Origin of the sequence: Streptomyces sp. NPDC051567 (assembly GCF_044454165.1) — a bacterium.
Lineage (GTDB): Bacteria > Actinomycetota > Actinomycetes > Streptomycetales > Streptomycetaceae > Streptomyces.
The window spans coordinates 379,214-397,250 of sequence record NZ_JBITDK010000001.1; the positions used below are offsets into that span (position 1 = coordinate 379,214).

At 71.2% G+C, this 18,037-nt stretch carries 21 protein-coding genes and 1 tRNA gene; 8 read left to right on the forward strand and 14 right to left on the reverse strand.

From position 1 onward, the window contains the following. Positions 1-21: 21 nt before the first annotated feature. Positions 22-666, reverse strand: a complete 645-nt coding sequence (locus ACIA5F_RS01720; RefSeq protein ID WP_399347980.1) for a hypothetical protein — start codon at positions 664-666, stop codon at positions 22-24. A gap of 571 nt (positions 667-1,237) precedes the next feature. Here ACIA5F_RS01720 and ACIA5F_RS01725 point away from each other — a divergent pair. The 5 genes from ACIA5F_RS01725 (at position 1,238) to ACIA5F_RS01745 (ending at position 5,066) form a co-directional block, all read left to right on the forward strand. Continuing rightward, entirely contained in the window at positions 1,238-1,678 is a 441-nt protein-coding gene (locus ACIA5F_RS01725) for an Lrp/AsnC family transcriptional regulator (protein ID WP_399347982.1), read from the forward strand. A gap of 17 nt (positions 1,679-1,695) precedes the next feature. Further along, positions 1,696-2,568, forward strand: a complete 873-nt coding sequence (locus tag ACIA5F_RS01730; RefSeq protein ID WP_399347984.1) for a DUF2797 domain-containing protein — start codon at positions 1,696-1,698, stop codon at positions 2,566-2,568. Between the two features lie 108 nt (positions 2,569-2,676). Next, the gene (locus ACIA5F_RS01735; RefSeq protein WP_399347986.1) at positions 2,677-3,594 is read left to right on the forward strand and encodes an amidohydrolase family protein; all 918 of its coding nucleotides are present in this window, start codon (positions 2,677-2,679) and stop codon (positions 3,592-3,594) included. A gap of 69 nt (positions 3,595-3,663) precedes the next feature. Then, positions 3,664-4,467 carry a response regulator transcription factor gene (locus ACIA5F_RS01740; protein WP_399347988.1) on the forward strand — a complete coding sequence of 268 codons (804 nt, stop codon included), beginning with the start codon at positions 3,664-3,666 and terminating at the stop codon, positions 4,465-4,467. Positions 4,468-4,535: 68 nt separating this feature from the next. Further along, on the forward strand, positions 4,536-5,066 hold the full coding sequence (locus tag ACIA5F_RS01745; RefSeq protein ID WP_399347990.1) for a TetR/AcrR family transcriptional regulator: 531 nt from the start codon (positions 4,536-4,538) through the stop codon (positions 5,064-5,066). A gap of 51 nt (positions 5,067-5,117) precedes the next feature. On the opposite strand, the gene ACIA5F_RS01750 is transcribed toward ACIA5F_RS01745, so the two are convergent. Next, positions 5,118-6,833 (reverse strand): MDR family MFS transporter, encoded by a 1,716-nt coding sequence (locus tag ACIA5F_RS01750; protein WP_399347992.1) that lies wholly within the window; start codon positions 6,831-6,833, stop codon positions 5,118-5,120. A 13-nt stretch (positions 6,834-6,846) separates the two neighbouring features. Further along, entirely contained in the window at positions 6,847-7,278 is a 432-nt protein-coding gene (locus ACIA5F_RS01755) for a MarR family winged helix-turn-helix transcriptional regulator (protein WP_399347994.1), read from the reverse strand. 115 nt (positions 7,279-7,393) lie between these two features. On the opposite strand from ACIA5F_RS01755, the gene ACIA5F_RS01760 reads away from it, so the two are divergent. Further along, positions 7,394-7,627 (forward strand): hypothetical protein, encoded by a 234-nt coding sequence (locus ACIA5F_RS01760; protein WP_399347996.1) that lies wholly within the window; start codon positions 7,394-7,396, stop codon positions 7,625-7,627. Positions 7,628-7,955: 328 nt separating this feature from the next. Here the strand turns inward: ACIA5F_RS01760 and ACIA5F_RS01765 are convergent, their stop codons facing one another. The 9 genes from ACIA5F_RS01765 to ACIA5F_RS01805 form a co-directional block, all read right to left on the reverse strand. Then, positions 7,956-8,795, reverse strand: a complete 840-nt coding sequence (locus ACIA5F_RS01765) for an RNA polymerase sigma factor SigF (protein WP_399347998.1) — start codon at positions 8,793-8,795, stop codon at positions 7,956-7,958. A 231-nt stretch (positions 8,796-9,026) separates the two neighbouring features. Then, positions 9,027-9,893: an RNA polymerase sigma factor SigF gene (locus ACIA5F_RS01770; RefSeq protein ID WP_399348000.1), complete on the reverse strand. Its 867-nt coding sequence runs from the start codon at positions 9,891-9,893 to the stop codon at positions 9,027-9,029. Between the two features lie 243 nt (positions 9,894-10,136). Continuing rightward, positions 10,137-10,298: a hypothetical protein gene (locus tag ACIA5F_RS01775; protein ID WP_399348002.1), complete on the reverse strand. Its 162-nt coding sequence runs from the start codon at positions 10,296-10,298 to the stop codon at positions 10,137-10,139. Between the two features lie 397 nt (positions 10,299-10,695). After that, positions 10,696-11,022, reverse strand: a complete 327-nt coding sequence (locus tag ACIA5F_RS01780; protein ID WP_399348004.1) for a hypothetical protein — start codon at positions 11,020-11,022, stop codon at positions 10,696-10,698. 66 nt (positions 11,023-11,088) lie between these two features. After that, positions 11,089-11,175, reverse strand: a tRNA-Ser gene (locus ACIA5F_RS01785). A gap of 140 nt (positions 11,176-11,315) precedes the next feature. After that, positions 11,316-11,744 carry a tRNA adenosine(34) deaminase TadA gene (tadA, locus tag ACIA5F_RS01790; RefSeq protein WP_399348164.1) on the reverse strand — a complete coding sequence of 143 codons (429 nt, stop codon included), beginning with the start codon at positions 11,742-11,744 and terminating at the stop codon, positions 11,316-11,318. A 122-nt stretch (positions 11,745-11,866) separates the two neighbouring features. After that, positions 11,867-12,415 carry a hypothetical protein gene (locus ACIA5F_RS01795; protein WP_399348166.1) on the reverse strand — a complete coding sequence of 183 codons (549 nt, stop codon included), beginning with the start codon at positions 12,413-12,415 and terminating at the stop codon, positions 11,867-11,869. Between the two features lie 389 nt (positions 12,416-12,804). Next, positions 12,805-13,026, reverse strand: a complete 222-nt coding sequence (locus ACIA5F_RS01800) for a hypothetical protein (protein WP_399348006.1) — start codon at positions 13,024-13,026, stop codon at positions 12,805-12,807. A 107-nt stretch (positions 13,027-13,133) separates the two neighbouring features. Then, positions 13,134-14,060: a universal stress protein gene (locus tag ACIA5F_RS01805; protein ID WP_399348008.1), complete on the reverse strand. Its 927-nt coding sequence runs from the start codon at positions 14,058-14,060 to the stop codon at positions 13,134-13,136. 178 nt (positions 14,061-14,238) lie between these two features. On the opposite strand from ACIA5F_RS01805, the gene upp reads away from it, so the two are divergent. Continuing rightward, positions 14,239-14,874, forward strand: a complete 636-nt coding sequence (gene upp / locus ACIA5F_RS01810) for a uracil phosphoribosyltransferase (RefSeq protein WP_399348010.1) — start codon at positions 14,239-14,241, stop codon at positions 14,872-14,874. A gap of 158 nt (positions 14,875-15,032) precedes the next feature. Here the strand turns inward: upp and ACIA5F_RS01815 are convergent, their stop codons facing one another. Beyond that, complete coding sequence (locus ACIA5F_RS01815; protein ID WP_399348012.1) at positions 15,033-15,716, reverse strand: LytR C-terminal domain-containing protein; 684 nt, start codon at positions 15,714-15,716, stop codon at positions 15,033-15,035. A 226-nt stretch (positions 15,717-15,942) separates the two neighbouring features. After that, positions 15,943-16,239 (reverse strand): type II toxin-antitoxin system VapB family antitoxin, encoded by a 297-nt coding sequence (locus tag ACIA5F_RS01820; RefSeq protein ID WP_009067182.1) that lies wholly within the window; start codon positions 16,237-16,239, stop codon positions 15,943-15,945. 88 nt (positions 16,240-16,327) lie between these two features. Here ACIA5F_RS01820 and ACIA5F_RS01825 point away from each other — a divergent pair, with 88 nt between their 5' ends. Further along, positions 16,328-17,971: a helicase HerA-like domain-containing protein gene (locus tag ACIA5F_RS01825; RefSeq protein ID WP_399348014.1), complete on the forward strand. Its 1,644-nt coding sequence runs from the start codon at positions 16,328-16,330 to the stop codon at positions 17,969-17,971. Positions 17,972-18,037: the final 66 nt, after the last annotated feature.

Here is an 18,037-nt window from a genome sequence, read left to right on the forward strand (position 1 = left end):
CGGGAGCGTCGGCAGGCACTTTTACTGTTCGGCGCGCCCGTCTTTTCCTTTTGGAATTCGAGGAACGTCACGGGATTCACTATCGTGCTCTACTGTGACAATGCCAAGATAGCCGAATTTTTGGAAATTCCACTGTTCCCATAGCGGGTGATATGGGAGTAGCTCAGGGGCATTTCCGATGCGATCGGTCAGGTACTTTGCCAGTGAAGCGCTAGGAACGACTAGGGCCCCTCCCGAGAGATATCCCAGCTTCATCCCGAGCCCAATGCGATTGATGGCTCTGTGGCTGGAGGAAATGTTTCCTGTCTCCCATTCTACCGCGAATGGGAGGGGTGTGCCACCTGGGAAGGATAGATGCCCATCGAAGGCTCCGGGGTGCGACCCCTTAATCAGCTTCTGCTCTTCGCTGCTGGAGCGAGGAGCTCTTTTCTCCAACTCCCAACCGTGTTGGGATAGGGCCTCAGCGAAGTTTTTCTTGATCGGAACAACTCCGTTCCCTTCGCCTCGCTTCTTCCCAAATTCCGGGAAGATGGTGAACCTGTCACTCCCGGGAGGCCAAACAACCTCGCCAACGGAGGCGTGTATGTCGGCATTCACTTTCTGGAAGGCTGGGCTGTCGCTGTAGCCGCCCTGGTCTACCAAGGTTTTCCACTCAGTGATCTTCACGCGCGTAGCGTACAGTGACCGATCTTTGTGGGCCGAATCCATAGGTAAGAACAGATGCCATCCGTGTAGCCTCGAACTGACGTGCGATATTACGTGGACGTCCTGTGTGCTGTGGATCAGGAGTGGACGAACCTACCTCCACATTGCACCTGTGTGTCGACCCGGGTGTGCCTGGTCAACGCTCGCCCTCTGGGGCCCTGGCTGTACAGCAGCGTGGTACAGCAACCTGAGCACCCACCCCCAACTGGTACCGCCTCTCCGGGGGCTCGTGGCAGCCGGTATGACCGTCGCTAACCCATCCGGCTAGAGCTACGGATCAGAAGGTTGCAGGTTCGAATCCTGCCGAGTGCACAGCCGAAGAGGCCCCCCGGTTCACCGGGGGGCCTCTTGCGTTGTCCGGCAAGGCGTCACGGGGCGTGCGGCACAGGGGTGCGTTCCGGAGGGCGGGCGTCTCTGTGGCGCGGTGCGGCTGAATCAGATTCGGCCTGGTGAGGGAAAAGCCGGATACGGTACCGTCTCCGTTCAGGACCGACCGGTCCGCGGGCGAAGGCGCCTACGGGAGGAAGATCGCGTGGACGGTATCGACCGGGCGCTCCTCCTGCGTCTCCAGCAGGACGCGGGCCAGTCGTACGCGGCCCTCGGCACCGCCGTCGGACTCTCGGCCGGGGCCACCCACGAGCGCGTACGCAAGCTGCGCGAACGCGGGGTCGTCCGGCGGACCACCGTCGATGTCGACCCGGCCGCCGTCGGCAGCAAGGTCCTCGCCTACGTGATGGTCGACTCCAGCACGTGGATGGGCGAATCCGGGGCCGCCTTCGAGGCGATCCCCGAGATCCAGGAGGCGCACGTCATCGCGGGCAGCGCGTCCGTCCTGGTCAAGGTCCGTACGGCCTCCACCGAGACACTGCAGGACGTCCTGCGCCGCCTCTACGCCATCGACGGCGTCAGCGGCGCGCACGTCACCGTCGTCCTGGACACCTTCTTCGAGCGCCCGCTCCCGCTCCCGCTGTGACCTGGCGGTGCACCGGGATGCGGTGGAGCGACGGCCTCCCGGCCATCGGCTGGTACGGGGAAGAGCGCGGGGAGCGGGTCAGCGTGCTCGCCCCCGGGCAGCGGCTGGCCTTCGCCGCGTACGGTGAGCGGCGCTGCCTCGGTGTGCTGCGGGCCGGGAGGCGCACCGCGTGTCCCACGGCCGCCGTCGTCCCCGGCCGGACCGGGAGCGCCCAGTGCCCCGGGTGCGCCCGCCTCGACCGCTCGTTCTCGGTGGCCGCCGACACCAACGCCGCAGACCCGCGCACCTACCGCGTCTACCTCGCCTGGTTCGGGCCCGGCCTGGTCAAGGTCGGTATCACCGCCGAGGAGCGTGGCACGGCCCGGCTGCTGGAGCAGGCCGCCGTCACCTGGGCCTGGCTGGGGCGCGGCCCGCTGATGGCCGCGCGGCGCACCGAGGAACTGCTGCGGGCCGCCCTCGGGGTGCCCGACCGCATCGCCTACACCCGCAAGCGCGCCGTACGGTCCCACCTGCCTCCCGCGCCCGAGCGGGCACGGGAGGTCGCCGAGTTGTACGGCCGGGCCGCCACGCTGCCCGGCTGGCCGGAGTCGCTGGAGCCGGTGCCCTGCGAAGTCGTCGACCATGCGGGGCCGTTCGCGCTGGAGGCCCTGGCCGGACTGCCGGGCCCCGCACGAACGATCACGGAGATGGTCCCGGGCGGGGCCGTGACGGGCCGGCTCGCGGGCGCGGCCGGCCCCGACCTGCACCTCATGGACGGGCTCGTCGTGGACACCCGGCTGCTGGCCGGCTGGGAGCTCCTCGCCCCCGCCGAAGGGACCGTCACCGGCGTACCCGTGGTACAGGTTCCCTCCGTCGGCCCTTCCGCCGCGGGGCAGGACGGGCTGTTCTGATCCCGGCGGTCCACGGACCGCCACCGGCCGGGCGGGCCGCCGGCTGCCCCGACTGCCCCGGCCGGACGGGGATGGACAGGCCGGACGCGCGCCGCCGAAGGTGTGGGCATGAGCATCCAGCCCGTACCCGTACCCGTACCCGTACCGCCTCGCCCGGCGGGAGCGGTCCGTGCCTTCTGGGAACGGCTCGGGCTGCCCGGGCTGATCGACGTCCACACCCACTTCATGCCCGAACGGGTCCTGGACAAGGTGTGGGAGTACTTCGACGCGGCGGGTCCGCTGACCGGGGTCGAGTGGCCCATCACCTACCGCCACGAGGAACGGGAACGCGTCGCGCTCCTGAGGGGGTTCGGGGTCCGCGCCTTCACCGCCATGCTCTACCCGCACAAACCGGCGATGGCCGCCTGGCTCAACTCCTGGTCCGCGGATTTCGCCGCCCGGACCCCCGACTGCCTGCACACCGCGACCTTCTTCCCGGAGGAGGGCGTGGGCGCGTACGTCCGGCGGGCGGTCGACGACGGGGCCCGGATCTTCAAGGCCCACCTCCAGGTCGGCGGGTACGACCCGCACGACCGCCTGCTCGATCCGGTCTGGGGGCTGCTCTCGGACGCCGGGATACCGACCGTGATCCACTGCGGTTCGGGACCCGTCCCCGGCCGGCACACCGGGCCCGCTCCGATCGCCCGGCTGCTGGCCCGGTACCCCCGGCTGCCGCTGGTCGTCGCCCACATGGGCATGCCCGAGTACACCGAGTTCCTCGATCTCGCCGACCGCTACGCCGAGGTGCGCCTCGACACCACCATGGCCTTCACCGACTTCTCCGAACAGTTCAGCGGCTTTCCGCCGCAGGAACGCGGACGGCTCGCGGACCTCGGGGACAAGATCCTGCTCGGAACCGACTTCCCGAACATCCCCTACCCCTACGAGCACCAGCTCGACGTTCTCGAACGGCTCGGCCTCGGTGACGACTGGCTGCGCGCGGTCTGCCACGACAACACCGCCCGGCTCTTGCGTCTCGACGGCTGAGCGTGGTTTCTCAGGAGAATCACAGGAACGGACAAGAACGCTCTCAGAGGCGACGGACAGCGTGGTCGCATGACTGCGACGACCACCTCCCACGCGTCCACGTCCACCAGCAGCCCCACGGCCCTCCTGCGACAGGACGGCGGGCCCTGCCGGGTGCTCGTCGTCGACGACGAGGCAGCCTTCTCCGAGCTGCTGTCCATGACCCTGCGCTACGAGGGCTGCGAGGTCCGCGGTGCCGGTGACAGCGCGGGTGCGGTGCGGGTCGCACGGGAGTTCCGGCCCGACGTGGTGATCCTCGACATCATGCTTCCGGACATGGACGGACTGGCCGTCCTCGGGAAGCTGCGCCGGGAGCTCCCGCAGGTTCCGGTCCTGTTCCTGACCACCGAGGACCCGGCCACGAACGCGGCCACGGACTCCGTCAAGGGCTCCGTCGAGGACCGGATCGCGGGTCTCACGGCGGGCGGTGACGACTACGTCACCAAGCCGTTCAGCCTGGAGGAGGTCGTGGCCCGGCTGCGTGGTCTGGTGCGCCGTTCGGGCGCGGCGCAGGCGGCGCGCGGCGGCTCCGTGCTGGCCGTCGGTGACCTGCGGCTCGACGAGGACAACCACGCGGTGACCCGGGGAGGCCGGAAGTTCCACCTGACCGCCACCGAGTTCGAGCTGCTGCGCTATCTGATGCGCAACCCCCGGCGGGTGCTGAGCAAGGCGCAGATCCTGGACCGTGTGTGGTCCTACGACTTCGGCGGCCAGGCCAATGTGGTCGAGCTGTACATCTCCTACCTGCGCCGGAAGCTGGAGAGCGGGCCGGGCCTGGCACCGATGATCCACACCAGGCGTGGTGCGGGTTACCTGATCAAGCCGGCCGAGTAGCGTCACTCCACTCCACTCCACTCCACCCGCCGTCGCCGTCACCGGCAGCGGTACTACGCGTGTTTCACGTGAAACGTGGATTGCCATGGGACCGGATCACCGCCGCCACGGTGCGGCTGCTCGACGCCGAGGGGCCGGCCCGGTTCTCGATGCGCAGGCTCGCCGCCGGGCTCGGGGTCACCGCGATGTCCCTGTACTGGTACGTGGACACCAAGCACGATCTGCTCGAACTCGCCCTGGACCGGGCCCTGGGCGAACTTGCCCTGCCGGACGGTTCGGACGGGGCGGGGTGGCAGGACCGGCTGCGGCTGCTGGCCTGCGGCTACCGGCGGCTGCCGGCCCTCCGTCCGTGGGTGGCCCCGCTCGTCGCCGTGTACCCGAACATCGGCCCGCGCGCCCGGTCCTTCGACGCCGCCCTCCAGCGGCTGCTGGACGGCGCCGGTCCCTCGGACACCGCCCGGAGCGGTGCGCACCTGGCGGTCTCGCAGTTCCTGCACGGCTGCGGGTCCACGGTCCGGCGGGTCCCCGAGCGGGACTTCGGTCGCGCTCTCGATGTCCTGATCGCGGGAATCGAGGCGGGGGCCGCCGACCGGGAGTGAATCCCGGCCACCGGCCCCCGCTCCCGGCCCCGCCCCCGGTCCCTGTGGCCCTCAGCCCTTGGGCCGGGCCTCCGTCGCCGCGTCGGCCGGAGCACCGGCCTGGGCCGGGACGGAGGCCGTGGCCGCGGTGGCCGCTGTCGCCGTCGTGATCGGCGCCGCCTCCGCGGTCCCGTCCGTCACCGGGACGTGCGCGGCGGGTTTCGACCGCAGCGCGACCTCCTTGATGAAGACCACCAGGACGAGCGCGAGGAACGCGGACGGGGCGGCGTAGAGGAAGACGTCGCCGACGCCGTGCCCGTACGCGGACTCGATGACCTCGCGGAACGGCGCGGGCAGCTTGTCGAGGTCGGGGATCGCGCCACCGGCGGTGCCGCCGTGCCCCAGGGCCTCGGCCTGGGGGCCGAGCGCGGTCAGCCCGTCCTCGACGTAGCGCGTGACCCGGCCGGCCATGACCGCGCCGAGCGCGGAGACGCCCACGGCGCCGCCGAGGGAACGGAAGAAGGTGACGACCGAGCTGGCCACGCCCAGGTCCTCGGGGGCCACCTGGTTCTGGGTGGCGAGGACCAGGTTCTGCATCATCATGCCGAGGCCGAGGCCGGTCAGCGCCATGTAGACCGCGATGTGCCCGTACGGGGTGTCGTACCGCAGGGTGCCCAGCAGACCGAGTCCGGCCGTCAGCAGCACACCGCCGGAGACGAGCCACGCCTTCCACCTGCCGGTCTTGGTGATCACCTGGCCGGAGAGCGTGGAGGAGACGAAGAGACCGCCGATCATCGGGATCGTGAGGAGACCGGACATCGTCGGTGACTCGCCACGGGCCAACTGGAAGAACTGGCTGAAGAACACCGTGCCCGAGAACATCGCGATGCCCACGAAGAGCGAGGCCGCCGAGGCGAGGCTGATGGTCTTGTTGCGGAACAGCCGCAGCGGGATGATCGGGTCGCTCGCGCGGGACTCCACGAGGACGAAGAGCAGCCCGAGCGCGACCGCGCCACCGGTCATCGTCCAGGTCTGCCAGGAGATCCAGTCGTAGGAGGTGCCCGCCTGGGTGACCCAGATCAGCAGCAGGGAGACGGCGCCGCTGATCAGCAGGGCGCCCAGCCAGTCGACCTTGACGTCGCGCCGTACCACCGGTAGCCGCAGCGTCTTCTGGAGCACGATCAGCGCGATGACGGCGAAGGGCACGCCGACGTAGAAGCACCAGCGCCAGCCCAGCCAGTCGGTGTCGGTGATGACTCCGCCCAGCACCGGGCCGCCGACGGTGGCGACGGCGAAGACCGCGCCGAGGTAACCGCTGTACCGGCCGCGCTCACGCGGTGAGATCATCGCGGCCATCACGATCTGGGCGAGGGCGGAGAGGCCGCCCACGCCGATGCCCTGGACCACGCGGCAGGCGATGAGGGTGCCGGTGTTCTGGGACAGTCCCGCGACCACGGAGCCGAGGACGTAGATCACCAGTGATATCTGGACCAGCAGCTTCTTGCTGAAGAGGTCGGACAGCTTGCCCCAGAGGGGGGTGGACGCCGTCATCGAGAGCAGGGCCGCGGTGACGACCCACGTGTACGAGGACTGGGTGCCGCCGAGGTCGCTGATGATCTCGGGCAGTGCGTTGGAGACGATCGTGGAGGACAGGATCGCCACGAACATGCCGAGCATCAGCCCGGACAGCGCCTTCATGATCTGCGGGTGGGTCATGGACGTGCTGCCGGACGTGGTTTCCGGCCGGTCGTCGCCTCCCCGCACACCCGGGGGTGTGGTCGTCGCCATGTGTTTCCTTCGTCTAGAAGCTCGATCGGAGCCGGGCCAGCAGGGTGCTGAGCGCGTCGATGTCCTCGGTCGGCCAGTCGGCCAGCGCGCTCCCCAGCGCGGCCGTGTAGCGGGTGCCGAGTTCGGTGAGCAGGGCGCGGCCGGCCGGGGTCAGCCGCAGGATGCGGCAGCGGCCGTCGCCCGGGTCGGTCTCGCGCTCGATCCAGCCGCGTTCGGCGACCTGGGCCACGTGCCGGCTGGTCACCGAGATGTCGACGGCCAGGAACGCGGACAGTCGGCTCAGCCGCATCTCGCCGTGCCGGCCGAGCACGGCGAGGACGGCGGCGGAGCCGGCCGGGCAGTCCGGGGGCAGAATCCGCGCGAGGTCACGGATGACCACCCCGATTCCGGTGAGCCGGCGGGCCAGCTCCTCGTACCGGGTGTCCGGTGTGGTCGGAGTGGTCACGGGACGCCCCCATCTCGTTGCTTCGAGCAACCATAGAAGCGGATGGTTGCTGCAAGCAAATGAATCCGGGGTCGGCGCGGTAAAGGAATCGGAAAACCCGCTAGGGTCCTGCTCCATGGCTGAGAACCACAACTCGCGGGCCCCCGAAGGCGGCTACGACGCGGCGGGCAGCACGCAGATGTTCCGGGCGTTCGTGGAGGATGCCGAGCCGGCCGGGCGGACGTCCCCCGGGGCGCGCGGGCAGCGCCGGGCCCGGCGGCGGTCCGGCTCGAAGGCCGGGGCGTGGCTGCTCGCGGGGCTCGGGCTGGTGGCCGTGGCCGGCGTGGCCCTCTGGCTCGTCCTGCGCTGAGCCCGCACGCTCCTCATGTCCCGCGGGCCGGTCCCGGGCGGCCGTGCGCCGACGGTCGGACGCGGCCGGTCCGGACGGGGGCGCTCGGCCGCCCGGCGGATGCGGCCGGAGCCGGGTGCGGAGTCCGCCACGGGGGCGGGCCCGGCGGCGTCCCGCACGCGAGGGCATGGCCCTTGCCCCGCGGGACCGCCGCAGCCGGAGAGGCCTGCGACGGCCGTGCGCAACCGGGCGAGCGGGCCGCTCGGGCCGGTGGTGGCGGCGCGCGATCCCGTTCACGGCGTGCCGGTTCTCCCGGCGCCTCGTCACATCGGGACGGGGCGGCGCCCGGTCACTCCCCGATGAGCCCCGTGCGCAGTTGCGCGAGCGTGCGGGTGAGCAGCCGGGAGACGTGCATCTGGGAGATGCCGACCTCCTCGCCGATCTGCGACTGCGTCATGTTCGCGAAGAACCGCAGCATGATGATCTGCCGCTCCCTGGGCGGGAGTTTGGCCAGCAGCGGCTTGAGGGACTCGCGGTACTCGACGCCTTCGAGCGCGGTGTCCTCGTAGCCGAGGCGGTCCGCGAGCGAGCCCTCGCCGCCCTCGTCCTCGGGGGAGGGCGAGTCGAGCGACGAAGCGGTGTAGGCGTTGCCGACGGCGAGACCGTCGACCACGTCCTCCTCCGAGACGCCGAGGACGGCGGCCAGCTCCGGCACGGTCGGCGAGCGGTCGAGCTTCTGGGCCAGCTCGTCGCTGGCCTTGGTCAGCGCGAGGCGCAGCTCCTGGAGCCGGCGCGGGACGCGGACCGACCAGGAGGTGTCCCGGAAGAACCGCTTGATCTCGCCGACGACGGTCGGCATCGCGAACGTCGGGAACTCCACGCCGCGTTCGCAGTCGAACCGGTCGATCGCCTTGATCAGGCCGATGGTGCCGACCTGGACGATGTCCTCCATCGGCTCGTTGCGGCTGCGGAAGCGGGCCGCGGCGTACCGCACGAGGGGCAGGTTCAGCTCGATCAGGGTGTCGCGTACGTACGTTCGATCGGGGCTGTCCGCGTCCAGAGCGGCAAGTCGCTTGAAGAGGGAGCGGGACAGGGTGCGGGTGTCGATGGCTTCCGAGCGGTCGGATGCAGCCGGCGTCGCGCTCTTGACGAGCGTGAGCACCTTGGAGCTGCCCTGGTCTACGGACATGCCACCCCCTTGAGGTCGCGGACGGTCGCGTTCGGCGCGCCCGTCGGAGGAACGCAGCCTCCACCTGAATACCGGAGGCGGGGCTGCGGCAAACGCGGTTCCAGCAGAATGTCACATGTCGGCAACACGCTGTAGCGCCAAGTCGACATATATCTCCAGCGACAGAAGAGGAAGCATCCGTTCTGTCGGGAAACGTTCGGGAAACGCGTGGGCGGGTGCCACTCGTTCCGGTTACGCCTCGATCCTGTTTGCGGATCGTAGCCGCGCGAAGCTCCGGGCGAGCAGCCGGGAGACGTGCATCTGGGAGACTCCCAGCTCGGCGCTGATCTGTGACTGCGTCAGGTTGTTGTAGTACCGCAGGAGCAGAATCCGCTGCTCACGCTCGGGGAGCTGGACGAGGAGGTGCCGGACCAGGTCGCGGTGCTCGACCCCGGCCAGCTCGGGGTCCTCGTAGCCGAGGCGGTCCAGCAGCCCCGGCATTCCGTCACCTTCCTGGGCGGCTTCGAGCGAGGTTGCGTGGTAGCTCCGCCCGGCCTCGATGCAGGAGAGCACCTCGTCCTCGCCGATCCGCAGCCGCTCGGCGATCTCGGCGGTGGTGGGGGTGCGGCCGTGGAGGGTGGTGAGGTCCTCGGTGGCCGCGTTGACCTGCACCCACAGCTCGTGGAGCCGGCGCGGTACGTGGACGGTGCGGACGTTGTCGCGGAAGTACCGCTTGATCTCGCCGACGACGGTCGGCATCGCGAACGTCGGGAACTGGACACCGCGGTCCGGGTCGAAGCGGTCGATGGCGTTGATCAGGCCGATGGTGCCGACCTGGATCACGTCCTCCATCGGCTCGTTGCGGCTGCGGAAGCGGGCCGCGGCGTACCGCACGAGCGGGAGGTTGGCCTCGATGAGGGCGCCGCGCACCCGGGTGTGCTCGCCGGTGCCCGGCTGGAGCCCCTTCAGCTGCCCGAAGAGCACCTGGGTCAGGGCCCGGGTGTCGGCGCCCCGGCTCTGCGGTCTCGGCGCGACCGGGGATTCCCCGGGGGGCTCCTGCTGCGGTGGCACCTGAGGTTCCTGCTGGGGTGGCACCTGAGGCGCAGTACTGGCCGGCACGGTCACGCCACCCCTTCGGTTAACTCGGTCAACTCAGCCAACTCGGTCGATGCAGTCGATTCATCCATCAAAAGCGGTCATAGCATCACAAGACATGTGCACTGTGTGCAAGCACCGTATATCGCCGTGTTGACCGCAAGTTGGGTATATTGGGGCATTCCACCTGGTGGGGTGAGCGCGAAAAGCCCCCCACCCGTCGGAGTGGGGGGCCGGAGTCTCCGGAAGTCGCTTCAGCGTACGGGCTCAGCTCACCAGTTCGGTCATGAACTCGCCGATACCGGACGCGGCATCCGAGATGCCCTGGAAGCCCATTTGGACGAAATCTGCGGCTTTGACCGGCTGGGTGATGATCACGTAGAGCACGAACACCACCAGTGCGCCCACGACGATCTTCTTGGTGTCCACGAGCGGTGTCGGCCTCCCCAACCGGTCCTGCAAAGTCGGGTGAGTCTAACCGGTCATGTTTGGATGCTCACCCGCCCTTTAAGGACCAATGGCCTCGCAGTCCAGGTCCTTTGCCGGTGGGTACGCGGTTGCGGGAGGCGCAGGATTGTTCATGAGCCCACCGGTTCTGGCAGGAAATCGGTGGGTGAGGGACTGGACCTCACTGCGGGGTCCGCGCCGCGACCTTCCCCCCTGACTGCGGCTCGGACCGGCAGGTTCCGTCCTCGTCGGGGGAAGTGGCTTGTCCCCCCGATGCCACTTCCCCCGTCCAACGCGAAGAAGGCCCCGACCTCGGTCGGGGCCTTCTTCGCGTTCTTCCCGTGCTCCGTGGTTCAGCCGGTGGTGGCCGTCCCGGTGGTCACTCGATGCCGCCGAGCAGGCCCACCACCGGCTGAACCGGGTCGACCAGGGGCGCCAGCTGGTTGGGCAGCTCCATCAGCTGGTTGAGCTGGTTCAGCTCGTTGAGCTTGGAGCCGATCTCCTTGACGGAGCCGGGCTGGGCGCCGGCCGGCATGCCGGGCGCGGCCATCGGCAGGTCCGGGAGGGCGAGCGGGGTGAGGGGGAGGGGGGCGGCCATGGCGGCGGGTGCGGCGAAGCCCGCGGCGGCCCCTGCGAGGGAGAGGGCGGCGAGGATGCGCTGGGTCCTGGTCATGCCGTGACAACGGCCGAGGAGGCGGCCGGTCACGCGCCGGTCCTCCGGACGTACGCCGAGAGCCCCGACCCTTGCGGGGCGGGGCTCTCGGTTTCGGAGCGGTAGCGGTGGGATTTGAACCCACGGATAGCTTGCACCATCACACGCTTTCGAGGCGTGCTCCTTCGGCCGCTCGGACACGCTACCGAGAGAGAGCTTAGCCCAAGGTGCCCCGTGGGCCGAAATCCGGATCGGGAGAGCCCGCCCGGGACGGACCGCCGCCCCGGGACCCTGGCGCCGGCCGGTCGACCACCCTGCCGCCTGCTGGCCAGCCGGAGACAAACGGATCAGAGATTCCGGAAGAAGTCCGTCAACTGGTCCGCGCACTCCTCGGCGAGCACCCCGCGGATCACCTCGGGCCGGTGGTTGAGCCTGCGGTCCCGTACGAGGTCCCACAGGGACCCCGCCGCGCCCGCCTTGTCGTCGTCCGCGCCGTAGACGACCCGGGCCACGCGCGCCTGTACGAGGGCGCCCGCGCACATCACGCACGGCTCCAGGGTCACCACCAGCGTGCACTCCGGGAGCCGCCACCGGCCCAGCGCCGCCGCCGCCCGGCGCAGCGCCAGTACCTCGGCGTGCGCCGTCGGGTCGCCGGTCGCCTCGCGCTCGTTGTAGCCGGTGGCGAGCGGCTTCCCGTCCGGGCCGAGGACGACGGCGCCGACCGGGACGTCACCGGCCGAGGCCGCCCGCGCGGCCTCCCGGAGCGCGAGGCGCATGGGGTCCCGCCACGGGTCCCGTACGGGATCGGGGCCGGTTCCCTGCGTCTCGCGCGTCCGGTGGGCCGCGCGGGCCTGGTGCGCGTCGTCGTGCGTGTGGTGCGTGTCGTGCGTACGGGTCACTAGCGGACGGCCTCCAGGACCTCGGTGGCGCCGAGCGAGTCGGCGATCTCCGAGAGGGCGTCCCCGTCCAGGTCCAGCAGTGCCTTGTGGGTCACCCCGAGGTCGTCCAGCAGCCGGGGGTCGCCGAGCGGGCCGGACGGCACCGGTTCCGCGCCGGTCCCGCCCACCGCGTCCTGGTCGTCGTCCTCGTCCGAGAACGCCGAGATCCGGGACTCCTCACCGTCCTCGGTGCCGTCCAGGTCCAGTTCGTCGAGTTCGTTGTCCTCCTCGTCGCTGCCCAGCAGCTCTTTGGTCAGCATCGAGCCGTAGGAGCTGCGGGAGGCGGCGGAGGCGTTCGATACGAAGTACCGCGGGTCCTCCTCGCCGTCCACGCGGACGACGCCGAACCAGGCGTCCTCCTGCTCGATGAGGGCGACCACCGTGTCGTCGTCGACAGCGGCGGAACGGGCGAGATCGATCAGATCGGTCAAGAACTCGACACCGTCGAGTTCCATGTCGCTCGCTTCCCACCCGTCTTCGGTGCGCGCGAGCAGTGCGGCGAAATACACCGTGACTCTCCCACTGGTCATAGGCGTGCCGGTGGGAGGTCCCCCCGGCCGGAGGATGAGGGGGAACGGCTGTGCTGCCGACCGTTCCTTACCCCGCCCAATCGGCATCGTGGCAGAAACAGCGCCATTGCGAGAGGTCTTCCGCGCTTGCGTCGTGCCGCGCCGCCCGCCGCGCGTGCCGTCCGGAGGCTGCCGGACAACGCTGTCACGACCTCCCGGAGCCGGCCCCGCGGGCATGGCGCGGGGAGCGGCTGGCCCCGCGGCGGGGAGTGTGACGGAGGGCGTGACGGAGGGTGCGGCGGACGGTTCGTGAGGCCGTCGCCGCCGGTCCGTGCCGCGGGCGCGGACCGGCGCACGCCCCCTCCGCGTCCGGTGCGCGCCGGGCCCGCTCACCAGCGGAAGGTGCGCATCCGCATCTGTTGGCGCATCCGGGCCGCGCGGGCGCGCCGGGGCTGGACCCGGTCGCGCAGCTCGCGCGCCTCGTGCAGGTCCCGCAGGAACTGCGCGCGCCGCGCCCTGCGCTGCACCGCCGTCTCCGGTGCCGCGTACGCGCGGTACGCGCCGTACTCGCTGTTCTCGTCGCTCTCTTCGTTCGGTCGGCTCTCGGGCATCGGCCACCACCCCGGGCTGGTCCGTTCGTCCCACTTCGCAGGCGCGAAGCAGGCCCCCCGCACCCACCTTCCCCCGGACGGCCCCTTTGATGCCACCCCGCAGCAGGTCAGAGCGTCGGTACGACGGCGACCGGACCGTGGGCGTGGTGGAGCAGGGCGTTCGCCACGGAGCCGATGAACAGGTTCCTGGGGCTGCGCCGGGGATGGTGGCGGCCGACCACGACCAGGGCCGCCGAACGGGAGGCGGTGACCAGCCGGCCCGCCGCGTCCCCCGGCACGGACGCCTGCTCGACGGGGACGTCCGGGTAGCGGGCGCGCAGCGGTTCCAGCCGCTCCGTCTGGGAACGCAGCATCTCCCGCTCGGCCGGTACGGCGTCCCCGTCGTCGGGCAGCCCTTCCGGCGGGACCACCGTGAACGGGCTGTCGATCAGCAGCAGCGGCGAGGGCGGGACGGCGTACGCGGAGACCACCTGGACGGCGGTCCCCCGCGCGGCGGCCTCCGCGAAGGCGAAGTCGAGTACGGAATCGGGTGTCTCCGCGGCGTGCAGCCCGAGCACCACCCGGCCGGCCGAAGGCTCCGCGGCGGCCTCGACCCCCCGGTCCGCGTGCGGGACCACGACCACCGGGCAGGGTGCGGTGGTGGCCACGGCGCGGCTGTTGGAGCCGAGCAGCAGGCTGGCGAAGCCGCCGCGCCCCCGGGAGCCCAGGACCAGCATCCGGGCCCCCGGCGCGATCACCCGCAGGGCTTCGGGGACGGAGCCCTCCAGCGACTCGTACGCGATCTCGGCCGGCCGCTCGGGGGCGGCGGCGAGGAAGGCGCGGGCCCGGTCCCCCGCCGGGTCGGCGAACGGTTCCGCCTGCGCCGCGTCGTGCAGCTCGGAGCGGAGCCCCGCGTACAACTGGGTCTCGTCGGGCAGGACATGGGCGACGAGGAGCCCGGCGCGGTGGCGCAGGGCCGCCGTCCGGGCCCATTCCAGGGCCCGCAGGCTGTGCTCCGATCCGTCGACCGCCGCGATCACCACTGCGTTGCTCATCACCCCAGGGTCCCGGGCGGCCGGGCGCCCCGCATCCTCAGCGGCTCGCCGGGCGTGGCCGCCGCCGCGGACGCGAAGGGGTCGTTCCAGCGCGTAGCCTTTTGGGTGTGGGTCGCGCCCTGCGGCAGTTTTCGCAGGTCGCAGATGGAAACCCGGAAGCTGAGTCTTGGAGGATGTTGTGCGTTTGCAGGTCGTCGATCACCCCTTGGTGGCGCACAAACTCACCACCCTGCGTGACAAGCGCACCGATTCCGCCACCTTCCGGCGCCTCGCCGACGAACTGGTGACCCTGCTCGCGTACGAGGCCACCCGGGCCGTACGGACCGAACAGGTCGACATCGAGACGCCGGTCTGCCCGACCACGGGCGTGAAGCTCTCGTACCCGCGCCCGCTGGTCGTACCGATCTTGCGCGCCGGTCTGGGCATGCTCGACGGCATGGTGCGGCTGCTGCCGACCGCCGAGGTGGGCTTCCTGGGCATGGTCCGCAACGAGGAGACCCTGGAGGCGTCCACGTACGCGACGCGCATGCCGGAGGACCTCTCCGGGCGCCAGGTCTACGTCGTGGACCCGATGCTCGCCACGGGCGGCACGCTCGTCGCGGCGATCCAGGAGCTGATCAAGCGCGGCGCCGACGACGTCACCGCCGTGGTGCTGCTGGCCGCGCCCGAGGGCGTCGAGGTCATGGAGCGCGAGCTCGCGGGCACGCCGGTGACGGTGGTGACGGCCGCGGTGGACGAGCGGCTCAACGAGAACGGGTACATCGTGCCGGGGCTGGGCGACGCGGGCGACCGCATGTACGGCTCGGCCGAATAAGCCGAATAACCGGTCCGTACGGCTGTACGGCTGTACGGCTGTACGGCTGTACGGCCGAACAGCCACTCAGCCGTACGGTACGGCCGGTCCGCATGACGGTTCACCGGAAGGGCCGGGCGGGAGGCCGATCAGCCTCCCGCCCGGCCCTTCCGCGGCTCTCAGCAGCTCCGGGCGGGTGCGGGGCGCGGGTCGGCCAGTGCGGCCAGGGCCTTGTCCGCGTCCGGCTTCGCGGTCAGTTCCTTGAAGGCGTCGCCCAGGATCAGGTCGATGTCCGCGCTCTCGCGGGCGTCGTTCTGCTGCTCGGCGCCGGCGAGCTGGGTGCCCAGGACGGCGAAGGCCGCCTTGTCGGTCTTGGGGGAGCCCAGCAGTATCCCGGTCCCGAGGACCTTCTTGTCGAAGTCGGCCGGGGCGTTGCCCACGTTGCCGATGACGAAGCCGCGCTTGCGCAGTTCGTCGCCGACGGCCTTGGCGAGGCCCGCCCGGGGCGTCGCGTTGTAGACGTTGACGGTGATCTGGCCGGGCTGGGGCAGGGCGACCGCCGGGGTCGGCGCGCCGGAGGCGCCGGGTGCGGCGGCCGGTACGGCACCGGGTGCGGCCGGGCCGCCGCGCGCCGTGCCGGGCGTCGCCGTGGGGCAGTTGCCCGAGGCCGTGTCCCGTGGGGCGTCGCCCCGGAACACGCCGATGAGCTGCAGTGTCCCGTAGCCGAGCAGGGCGAGCGCGAGGAACGACCCGAGCGCGGCGAGGACGATCCGGCGTCGGCTCCGCCTCCGGCTCATGCGGGGGTAGGCGGCTCCTGTGACGCGGTACTTTCCGCCCATGCCGGGTGGAGTGAGCATGCTCATGGGCGCAGCGTAGTGCGGGCCGATGGTGATGCCCACTCAATGATCTGCTGATAGGGCAAGACTGACTCGAAAGGCGCAATCCGGGCGGAGCGGAAGCCGTCGAAGTGCTGACGCCCGCCCCCGCGCCCGGCGTGTCGGCTCGTGCCGGAGACGGATCGGGCGCGGATCGGCCGGGACCGGATGCGGTCCGGCCGGCCGGGGGCCGGACCGGGACCGGTGCGGTGGGTCAGTCCATTTCGAGGACGCGGGCGTGCAGCACCTGGCGCTGCTGGAGGGCCGCGCGCACGGCGCGGTGGAGCCCGTCCTCCAGGTAGAGGTCGCCCCGCCACTTCACGACATGGGCGAACAGGTCGCCGTAGAAGGTGGAGTCCTCGGCGAGCAGCGTTTCGAGGTCCAGCTGTCCCTTGGTCGTCACCAGCTGGTCGAGCCGGACCGGGCGCGGCGCGACGTCCGCCCACTGCCGGGTGCTTTCCCGGCCGTGGTCGGGGTACGGCCGACCGTTTCCGATGCGCTTGAAGATCACACGGAAAGCCTACCGGGCCGGTGGCTGCGGGCGCAGCCTCGCTATCTCGGTGCAAAAGTGGCAAACAGCGCCAATTCGGGAGGGACCCATGAGCGAGAGCACCGACCCCGCCGACCCCGCCGACCCCGCCGCCCCCGTGGACCCCGCCGCCCCGGCGGACCCGGCCGCCCGGATCGCCGCCGGTTACGCCTTCACCGGACCCGCGCTCGACCTGGGGGCCCTGCTCCGGGACGGCCGGTGCCTGCCGGAGCACCGGGTGCGGGTCCCGTTGGCCATGCTCAACCGGCACGGTCTGGTCGCGGGCGCCACCGGCACCGGCAAGACCAAGACCCTCCAGCTCATCGCCGAGCAGCTGTCGGCCCAGGGCGTCCCCGTCTTCCTCGCGGACGTCAAGGGCGACGTCTCCGGGATCTCGGTGCCCGGTACACCGGACGGGAGGACCGCGGAGCGGGCACGGGAGGTGGGCCAGGAGTGGCGGGCCACCGGGTTCCCCACCGCGTTCTACTCGCTCGGCGGGATCGGTCCGGGCATCCCGCTGCGGGCCACGGTGACGGACTTCGGCCCGATGCTGATGTCCAAGGTGCTCCAGCTCAACCAGACGCAGGAACAGTCCCTCGGCCTGATCTTCCACTATGCCGACAGCAAGGGCCTGGAACTCGTCGACCTCAAGGACCTGCGGGCGGTCGTCGCCTTCCTCGTCTCCGACCAGGGCAGACCCGAGCTGAAGGGCATCGGCGGGCTCTCCACGGTGACGGCCGGGGTGATCCTGCGGGCGCTCACCGCCTTCGAGCAGCAAGGCGCCACGGAACTCTTCGGAGAGCCCGCTTTCGACACCGCCGAATTCCTCCGGACGGCCCCGGACGGGCGGGGGCTCGTCTCCGTACTGGAACTCCCGGCGGCCTCGGACCGGCCGAGGCTCTTCTCCACCTTCCTGATGTGGCTGCTGGCCGATCTCTTCAACGACCTGCCCGAGGCCGGCGATCTGGAGCGGCCCCGGCTCGTCTTCTTCTTCGACGAGGCGCACCTGCTCTTCAACGGTGCCTCGAAGGCGTTCCTGGAGTCGGTCACCCAGACCGTGCGGCTGATCCGGTCGAAGGGGATCGGCGTCTTCTTCGTGACGCAGAGCGCCAAGGACGTGCCGGCGGACGTGCTCGGCCAGCTCGGCAACCGGGTGCAGCACGCGCTACGGGCCTTCACCCCGGACGACGAGAAGGCGCTGCGGGCCACGGTACGGACCTTCCCCCGCTCGGAGTACGACCTGGAGGAGCTGCTCACCCAGCTGGGCACGGGCGAGGCGGTGATCACCGTCCTCGGGGAGAAGGGCGTCCCGACCCCGGTCGCGGCGACCCGGCTGCGCGCCCCGGAGTCGCTGATGGGGCCGGTGGAACCGGCGGCCCTGGAGCGGGCGGTGCGGGAGTCGCCGCTGTATGCGCGCTACGCGGAGCCGGTGGACCGGGAGTCGGCGTACGAGCGGATCAGCGCGGAGCAGGCCGCCGCCGAGGGGGCCGCGGAGGCGGCTGCCGCTGCCGCGGAGGCGGACCGGCGGGCGGAGCGGCAGGCCGAGGAGGCGGCGCGGACGCCACGCGGCGGGCCGGGGCCGGGGCCGGAGCCGTCGCTGGCCGAGCAGGTGGTGGGGAGCGGTCTGTTCCGCTCGCTGGCCCGGTCGGTCGGGACCCAGCTGGGCCGGGAGATCTCCCGTTCGATCTTCGGCACGGCGCGCCGCCGGAAGTGACCGCGCGTCCGCCCGTCCGGCCCGTCCGACCCCGAACCCGTACCCCCCTTCGGCCCGTCCCCGGCC

What these genes read in the sequence shown, in the direction of transcription:
- ACIA5F_RS01730 (WP_399347984.1), top strand. Translation starts at nt 1,696, where the DNA reads ATGCGGTGGAGCGACGGCCTCCCGGCCATCGGCTGGTACGGGGAAGAG.
- ACIA5F_RS01735 (WP_399347986.1), top strand. Translation starts at nt 2,677, where the DNA reads ATGAGCATCCAGCCCGTACCCGTACCCGTACCCGTACCGCCTCGCCCG.
- ACIA5F_RS01740 (WP_399347988.1), top strand. Translation starts at nt 3,664, where the DNA reads ATGACTGCGACGACCACCTCCCACGCGTCCACGTCCACCAGCAGCCCC.
- ACIA5F_RS01750 (WP_399347992.1), bottom strand. Translation starts at nt 6,833, where the DNA reads ATGGCGACGACCACACCCCCGGGTGTGCGGGGAGGCGACGACCGGCCG.
- ACIA5F_RS01760 (WP_399347996.1), top strand. Translation starts at nt 7,394, where the DNA reads ATGGCTGAGAACCACAACTCGCGGGCCCCCGAAGGCGGCTACGACGCG.
- ACIA5F_RS01765 (WP_399347998.1), bottom strand. Translation starts at nt 8,795, where the DNA reads ATGTCCGTAGACCAGGGCAGCTCCAAGGTGCTCACGCTCGTCAAGAGC.
- tadA (WP_399348164.1), bottom strand. Translation starts at nt 11,744, where the DNA reads ATGCGCCTCGCGCTCCGGGAGGCCGCGCGGGCGGCCTCGGCCGGTGAC.
- ACIA5F_RS01800 (WP_399348006.1), bottom strand. Translation starts at nt 13,026, where the DNA reads ATGCCCGAGAGCCGACCGAACGAAGAGAGCGACGAGAACAGCGAGTAC.
- ACIA5F_RS01805 (WP_399348008.1), bottom strand. Translation starts at nt 14,060, where the DNA reads ATGAGCAACGCAGTGGTGATCGCGGCGGTCGACGGATCGGAGCACAGC.
- ACIA5F_RS01815 (WP_399348012.1), bottom strand. Translation starts at nt 15,716, where the DNA reads ATGAGCATGCTCACTCCACCCGGCATGGGCGGAAAGTACCGCGTCACA.
- ACIA5F_RS01825 (WP_399348014.1), top strand. Translation starts at nt 16,328, where the DNA reads ATGAGCGAGAGCACCGACCCCGCCGACCCCGCCGACCCCGCCGCCCCC.